General features: G+C 70.1%; 8 protein-coding genes. All 8 read right to left on the bottom strand.

Translation table 11 applies throughout. From position 1 onward, the window contains the following. Positions 1-144 precede the first annotated feature (144 nt). Entirely contained in the window at positions 145-1,200 is a 1,056-nt protein-coding gene (locus GTY56_RS15440) for a 1-acyl-sn-glycerol-3-phosphate acyltransferase (protein WP_161365937.1), read from the bottom strand. 14 nt (positions 1,201-1,214) lie between these two features. Beyond that, positions 1,215-2,276, bottom strand: coding sequence for an NAD-dependent epimerase/dehydratase family protein (locus GTY56_RS15435; protein WP_161365936.1), 1,062 nt, complete (start codon positions 2,274-2,276; stop codon positions 1,215-1,217). A 200-nt stretch (positions 2,277-2,476) separates the two neighbouring features. After that, positions 2,477-2,575 carry a 30S ribosomal protein bS22 gene (locus GTY56_RS15430; RefSeq protein WP_003948845.1) on the bottom strand — a complete coding sequence of 33 codons (99 nt, stop codon included), beginning with the start codon at positions 2,573-2,575 and terminating at the stop codon, positions 2,477-2,479. Between the two features lie 155 nt (positions 2,576-2,730). Beyond that, positions 2,731-2,943 (bottom strand): helix-turn-helix domain-containing protein, encoded by a 213-nt coding sequence (locus GTY56_RS15425; RefSeq protein WP_004984898.1) that lies wholly within the window; start codon positions 2,941-2,943, stop codon positions 2,731-2,733. Between the two features lie 129 nt (positions 2,944-3,072). Next, a complete protein-coding gene (locus GTY56_RS15420) occupies positions 3,073-3,888 on the bottom strand; it encodes a phosphatase (RefSeq protein ID WP_161365935.1) in 816 nt (271 codons plus the stop codon). A gap of 85 nt (positions 3,889-3,973) precedes the next feature. Further along, positions 3,974-5,146 (bottom strand): acetoin utilization protein AcuC, encoded by a 1,173-nt coding sequence (locus GTY56_RS15415; RefSeq protein ID WP_161365934.1) that lies wholly within the window; start codon positions 5,144-5,146, stop codon positions 3,974-3,976. Next, positions 5,097-6,314 (bottom strand): MFS transporter, encoded by a 1,218-nt coding sequence (locus tag GTY56_RS15410; protein WP_161365933.1) that lies wholly within the window; start codon positions 6,312-6,314, stop codon positions 5,097-5,099. Before GTY56_RS15410 ends, GTY56_RS15415 begins: the two co-directional genes overlap by 50 nt. A 95-nt stretch (positions 6,315-6,409) precedes the next feature. Beyond that, positions 6,410-7,054 carry an HAD family hydrolase gene (locus GTY56_RS15405; RefSeq protein ID WP_161365932.1) on the bottom strand — a complete coding sequence of 215 codons (645 nt, stop codon included), beginning with the start codon at positions 7,052-7,054 and terminating at the stop codon, positions 6,410-6,412. Between the last annotated feature and the right edge of the window lie 54 nt (positions 7,055-7,108).

Genomic DNA, 7,108 nt, shown 5'->3' with positions numbered 1-7,108 from the left:
GTCAGAAGAACACCGACCGCCGCTGCACCAGCAACTTGGCCCCTCCCGTCTGCTGCCCTCGCACCGCTCCGCAGGCTTCGGCCAGCTGCGCCGGACTCCGTCCGGCGGCTCCGAGCCACCGGCGGGCTGCCGCGAACGCCGGCGTCAGAAGAACACCGACCGCCGCTGCACCAGCAACTTGTACAGCGTGTGCTGGATCTGCTCCCTGACCTGGTCGGTCAGGTTGAACATCAGCATCGGGTCCTCGGCCGCCTCCGGCGGATAGCCGTCCGTCGGGATCGGCTCGCCGAACTGGATCGTCCACTTGGTCGGCAGCGGAATCGCCCCGAGCGGCCCGAGCCACGGGAACGTCGGCGTGATCGGGAAGTACGGGAACCCGAGCAGGCGGGCGACCGTCTTGGCGTTGCCGATCATCGGGTAGATCTCCTCGGCCCCGACGATCGAGCAGGGGATGATCGGCGTCCCCGCGCGCAGAGCCGTCGAGACGAACCCGCCGCGGCCGAAGCGCTGGAGCTTGTAGCGGTCCGCGAAGGGCTTGCCGAGGCCCTTGAAGCCTTCCGGCATCACCCCGACCAGCTCACCCTGCTCCAGCAACCGGGACGCGTCCTCGGCGCACGCCAGGGTGTGACCGAGCTTGCGGGCCAGTTCGTTGACCACCGGCAGCATGAACACCAGGTCAGCGGCGAGCAGGCGCAGATGCCGACCCGCCGGATGGTTGTCGTGCACGGCGACCTGCATCATCAGGCCGTCCATCGGCAGCGTGCCCGAGTGGTTGGCGACGATCAGGGCCCCGCCTTCGGACGGGATGTTCTCGACGCCCTTCACCTCGACCCGGAAGTACGTCTCGTACAGCGGCCGCAGCAGGGACATCAGGACCTGGTCGGTGAGTTCCTCGTCGTAGCCGAAGTCGTCGACCTCGTAGTCCCCTGTGAGGCGGCGGCGCAGGAAGGCCAGGCCACCCGCGATCCGCCGTTCGAGACCGCCCTCGCCGTCCCCCGAGGGCTCCGGCGGCTGTTCCTCAGAAGTCACAGGAACATCATCCTGCGGAACAGCCCTGGTGGGCAGGGGCTGCACCTCACGTACCGGCGCGGACTCCGCGCCCGGGCGACGGTTCCCGGCGCTCCGGCGCCGCTGGGGACGCTGCACGGCGCTCCCCCGGGACCGGTCGTCGTCGAACGGAATGACCTTGGCGTCCGCCATCGTTGATGCGCTCCTCAGTTGGCGCTCTGCGTCGGGGGGTGTCCGCCGCCCGCGAGGGGCAGGTCGGCGATCCGGTCGACGGCCCCCGCAAGGGCCTCCGGCGGAAGGAGTCCGGGACCCTGGCTGCGGGCGAAGTCCGCGAACGTCTCCGCGGTCGTGTACCTGGGCTGGAATCCCAGCGTCTCGCGCATCTGGCCCGTGGCCACCACCCGGCCGTGCGTGAGCAACCGGATCTGCTCGGGCGAGAAGTCCGTCATCCCCAGGGTACGCACCAGCGAGCCCGCCCAGGTGACCGCCGGGAGCAGCAGGGGCACGGTGGGGCGCCCGAGGCGCCGGGAACACTGGGAGAGCAGCAGCACACCGTCGCCGGCGATGTTGAAGGTGCCGCTGTTGAGCGTGCCGCGCCGGGGCTCGTGCGAGCCGATCCGCAGCACCTCGATCACATCGTCCTCGTGCACGAACTGCAGCCGCGGGTCGTAGCCGAAGACGGTCGGCAGGACCGGCAGCGCGAAGTACGACACGAGCGGGGTGTCCGCGGTCGGACCCAGGATGTTGGCGAACCGCAGCACGCACACCGCCACGTCGGGCCGCCGGCGCGCGAAGCCGCGGACGTAGCCCTCGACCTCGACGGTGTCCTTGGCGAAGCCGCCGCTGGGCAGGGACTTGGGCGGGGTCGTCTCGGTGAACACGGCCGGATCGCGGGGCGCGGAGCCGTAGACGTTCGTACTGGACTTCACGACCAGCCGCTGCACGGACGGGGACTTCTGGCAGGCACCGAGCAGCTGCATGGTGCCGATGACGTTGGTCTCCTTCAGGGAGGCACGGTTGCCGCTGCCCAGCGGCGTGCCCGTCACGTCCAGGTGGACGATCGTGTCGGCGCCCGTCTCGGCGAGCACCCGCGCGATCCCGGGCTGCCGGATGTCGGCCTGGATGAAGTCGGCCCCGCCCAGATGGTGCTCGGGGGGCACCGCGTCCACGGCGACGACCCGTTCCACCTCGGGGTCCCGCTGGATCCGCCGGACGAACCGGCCCCCCAGCTGGCGGGCCACTCCGGTCACGAGCACGACCTTGCCCAAGATCAGCGCCTTCCTTCCAGAACCTCTCGCCCCCGCCGCGTTCCCCCGTGGGGCCAACTTAGCGGGTTGTTGTTGCCCTGTGATGACCGCCCGATGCGCGAAGTGACCGGAACCGCCGGGCGCCGGAACGGATATGCGTGTGGCCCCCCACCGGTGGTGGGGGGCCACAGCAACGCTCTCGCGGAGTCCGCGTCGCGAACTTACTTCTTGTTGCGACGCTGAACGCGCGTGCGCTTGAGCAGCTTGCGGTGCTTCTTCTTCGCCATCCGCTTGCGCCGCTTCTTGATAACAGAGCCCACGACTACCCTCGCTCACTTCTCATCACTCGGTGTTTGGGCGCCATGGGCCCATACGACCTACGAGGGGCCAGCCTACCCGTCCGAGCGCTGAGGTCGTAATCGAGGAGGCCGGGGAGATCCCGAAGTGCCCTGCGGAGATCGCCCCGACCCTGCCGTCAGGCGGTTTCCACCCCCACGTAACTCTCGCGGAGGTACTCGTGAACCGCTTGCTCCGGGACGCGGAAGGACCGCCCCACACGGATCGCGGGCAGATGACCGCTGTGCACCAACCGGTACACGGTCATCTTCGACACTCGCATCACCGAGGCGACTTCCGCCACGGTAAGGAACTGAACCTCGTTCAGAGGCCTCTCGCCAGCTGCAGCCATGACACACCTGAACCTTCCGCACTCGACGGCCACCGGCTTCCCCTTCCGGTGACTCTTCGTCGCTGCGCGCTCACTCCCCAATGTAGGGGCCAGTGATGCGAGTGGGGAAGAGGTGCACCCATCGGCGGCCTACTGTGACAGACACGCCCGATTGAGTACGTAGCGGGTAAGCGGCAGGTAGTAATCGGACCGCACGCCGTCATCAAGTGGAACGACCACGGACACGGACCCCTCGGCCTCCCCCACGAACAGCGCCGGGTCGTCCGTATCGGCCGGCCCGATGGCCTCGAACCCCAGCTGACCTGCCCCGCAGACCCACCCGTGGTCTCCGATCACCAGCCCGGGAAGGGGTCCGCCGGCCTCCGCGCAAGCGGCCAGTACGGTACGAACCGGGAGAGGTGAGTGCGTATGTGCGCCGGGCTCACAACCGGGGCGTTCCGCGCCGGGGGTCCGCACCAGCGCGACTCCTCGTACGTAGTCGAGGTTGTACGTACGTAGGCCGAACCGGGTCGTTATGTCGACACGGCGACCCTGCGCAGGGGTGAGAACGGCACACCCCGCCGCCGACAGCGCGTCTGCCAGAGCGCCGTAGAAACCGAGCAGCCGGTGCGGGTGCCCGGTGCCGAGGAGCACGGGAGCCTTCCGCCGGGCGGCCTCGGCGAGGCGTTCCGCGAAGGCGTCCAGCGCCGCCAGGGTCCGCTCCGGATCGATCACGTCCTGGCCGGAAACCCGCCGGGAATCGGCCGAAACACCACACCGGTCCGCCATCAGCTCGATCAACTCCCGCTGCCCCCAGGCACCTTCCGGATCGATGCCGAGCAGCACCCGGGGGTCCCGGGCGGCGAAGAGCCGGTAACGGCGCAGGCTCTCCTCCCGCGAGGTCGCCACGGTCCCGGCGAGCCGTGCGCCCACCAGGTGCGCACGCAGGGCTTCGGTGGTCAGCACACGGAGATCGTGCGTGACCGGAGCTCCGCCTGTCCCGAGAACCCGCGAACACCGCCCGGTCGGCCCAGGGGGTGTCGTCACCCCCTCACGCCAGCAGCCCGCGCAGCGGGAACACCGCCCGCCGGGCCGCCAGCACCGCCTGGTCCAGCCGGTCCGCCGGGTCGTACCCCGCCTCCCAGGCGGACCAGTCCACGGGCCAGCGTCCGTCCGTCATCCGCGCCGGGGCCAACTGCCGCGTCCTCGCGAACACTTCCTGCCGCCAGCTCTCGGGGATCATCGCCTCGGGCTCCACGGCCCGTCCGGCCGCGATCGCGACCAGATGCGTCCACGAGCGCGGCACCACGTCCACCACCGCGTAACCGCCCCCACCCAGGGCCACCCACCGCCCGTCGGCGTACTCGTGCGCCAGGTCGTGACAGGCCACCTGCACCGCCCGCTGCGCGTCCAGCGACACCGCCAGGTGCGCCAGCGGGTCCTCGAAGTGCGTGTCGGCCCCGTGCTGCGTCACCAGCACCTGCGGCCGGAAGTCCGCGATCAGCTCCGGCACGACCGCGTGGAACGCCCGCAGCCACCCCGCGTCCCCCGTCCCGGCCGGCAGCGCCACGTTCACCGCCGACCCCTGCGCGGATTCCGCCCCGGTCTCCTCCGGCCACCCGGTCTGCGGGAACAGCGTCCGGGGATGCTCGTGCAGCGAGATCGTCAGCACCCGCGGGTCCTCCCAGAACGCCGCCTGCACCCCGTCCCCGTGATGCACGTCGACATCGACGTACGCGACCCGCTCCGCCCCGAGCTCCAGCAGCCGCGCGATCGCCAGCGAGGCGTCGTTGTAGATGCAGAACCCGGACGCACCGCCCGGCATCGCGTGGTGGAGCCCGCCCGCGAAGTTCACCGCGTGCAGCGCCTCACCCCGCCAGACCGCCTCCGCCGCCCCGACCGACTGCCCGGCGATCAACGACGACACCTCGTGCATCCCGGCGAACGCCGGATCGTCCACCGTCCCCAGTCCGTACGACTGGTCCGCCGCCGCCGGATCCGCCGACGCGGCCTTCACCGCTCCGATGTAGTCCTGCCGGTGGACGAGCCGCAGCGTCGACTCCCCGGCCGCCTTCGCGGCGACGACGTCCACCTCACGGTCCAGCCCGAAGGCCTCGACCAGTTTCCGGGTCAGGGCGAGCCGGACGGGGTCCATCGGATGCCCCTGACCGAAGTCATAGCCCGTTACTGCCTCGTCCCACATCAGCTGTGCGCGGCCGCTCATGCCCGCCACCGTATCGGTCCGGTTGAGGCGCGAACGACCGGGCGTACACCAGCGTCACCAGCACCAACACCATCGGCACCAGCATGGCCCCGCGATAGCTCCACAGATCCCCGAGCGCCCCGACCAACGGCGAACCGATCAAAAACCCCACATAGTTGAAGACGTTCAGCCGCGCGACGGCCGCGTCCGAGGCTCCCGGGAACAGCCGTCCGGCCGCCGCGAACGTCTGCGGCACCAGTACGCACAGTCCCAGCCCCAGCAGCGTGAACCCCAGCATCCCGACCCACGCGCCCGGAGCGGCCGCCACCACGGCGAACCCGCCCGCCGCCACCAGCGCCCCGCCCCGCACCACCGCGACCGCCCCGAACCGCCGCACCCCGAGATCCCCGATCGTCCGCCCCAGCAGCGTGGTGACCATGTACACGTTGTACGGCACCGTCGCCATCTGCTCCGAGCTCCCGAGCACGTCCTGGAGGTACTTCGCGCTCCAGTTGGAGACGGTCGAGTCCCCGATGTACGCGACCGTCATCACCAGGCAGAGCGGCAGCAGCCACTTGAAGACGACCGCCTGCCCCTCCCCTGCCTTCTCCTCCGCCGAGGGCCCCTCGTCCCGGTCGTCGACGTACCACCGGCTCCCCACCAGCACAGCCGGCAACAGCACCACCACGACCGGCAGATACGACAGCCACAGCGCCAGGTGCCAGTGCGCACCCACCCACGCCAACGAGGCCCCGACGATCCCGCCCAGGCTGTAGGCCGCGTGGAAACTGAGCATGATGCTGCGCCCGTACGACCGTTGCAGGCTCACCCCGAGCATGTTCATCGACGCGTCCAGCACCCCGACGGCGAGCCCGAACGCCGCCAGCGCGACGGCCAGCTCGACCATCCGCTCCCCGACCCCGACCCCGAGCAGCGCCAGCAGCACCACGGGCTGCGACCACCGCAGCAGCCGGCTCGGCCGCACCCGCTTCACCAGCCGCTCGGCGGTCACGCTCCCGACCCCGGCGAGGATCGGCACAGCGGCCAGAAACGCCGGCAGCAGCGCGTCGGAGACCCCGTACCGGTCCTGGATGGCCGGGATCCTCGTCACGAGCAGAGCGAAGGCGACACCCTGCACCAGGAAGCTGAACGCCAACGAGCCCCTGCCGCGCCGCAGCACATGAGTCATGGCGGCGAGCGTAGGGCCCCGGCCTACTCGTGGGTAGATCCAGCCAAAGATGAATGTGACTCAGCTTCGGCCCGGCACCCGGAACCGGCTCATGCTCACACCAGCAGATCGGCCAACTCACCCATGTCGGAGAAGAGGCGGCTCGCTCCGGCGAGCTTCTCCGCCGGCGTCATGGCGGTGAACCCGAAGACGTCCATCCCCGCAGCAACGGCCGCCTGCACACCCAGCGGACTGTCCTCGACGACGACGCACCGCTCCGGCGGGACCCCCATCTTCCCGGCCGCGTAAAGGAAGAGATCGGGAGCCGGCTTCCCTCGCCCCACGTCCTGCGAGCTGAAGACCCGCTCCTCGTCGAACCACCGGTCGAGCCCCGTCGTGCGGTGCCCCACCCGGATCCGCTCATGACTCCCGGAGGACGCCACGCAGTACGGCACGCCGTCCGCGGCCAGCTTCTCCAGCACTCCGGACGCCCCGGCCACGGCCACCAGTTCCTGCTCGAACGCCGCGAAGACCCGCGCGTGGAAGACGTCGTCGAAGCTCTCCGGCAACCGCTGCCCCGTCCGCTGGAGGACGAGCTCGTGAATCCGGTGCATCGCCGATCCCATGTAATCCCGGATGGACTCCTCGTACGTGGTGGGGTGCCCCACTTCGGTGAGGTACGCCGCGAGCAACCGGTTGGAGATGGGCTCACTGTCGACGAGCACACCGTCGTTGTCGAAGATCACGAGGTCATAGCGCATGCTTTTGAGCCTAAACGCAGAAAACCCCCGCATCCGAAGATGCGGGGGTTTTCC

It is taken from the genome of Streptomyces sp. SID5643, assembly GCF_009872555.1.
GTDB lineage: Bacteria > Actinomycetota > Actinomycetes > Streptomycetales > Streptomycetaceae > Streptomyces > Streptomyces iakyrus.
The sequence above is the reverse complement of the archived record's forward strand: the minus strand, read 5'-3'. Positions and strand labels throughout refer to the sequence as shown.

Coding starts and splice junctions, on each gene's coding strand:
- GTY56_RS15440 (WP_161365937.1), bottom strand. CDS start 1,200: ATGGCGGACGCCAAGGTCATTCCGTTCGACGACGACCGGTCCCGGGGG.
- GTY56_RS15425 (WP_004984898.1), bottom strand. CDS start 2,943: ATGGCTGCAGCTGGCGAGAGGCCTCTGAACGAGGTTCAGTTCCTTACC.
- GTY56_RS15415 (WP_161365934.1), bottom strand. CDS start 5,146: ATGAGCGGCCGCGCACAGCTGATGTGGGACGAGGCAGTAACGGGCTAT.
- GTY56_RS15410 (WP_161365933.1), bottom strand. CDS start 6,314: ATGACTCATGTGCTGCGGCGCGGCAGGGGCTCGTTGGCGTTCAGCTTC.
- GTY56_RS15405 (WP_161365932.1), bottom strand. CDS start 7,054: ATGCGCTATGACCTCGTGATCTTCGACAACGACGGTGTGCTCGTCGAC.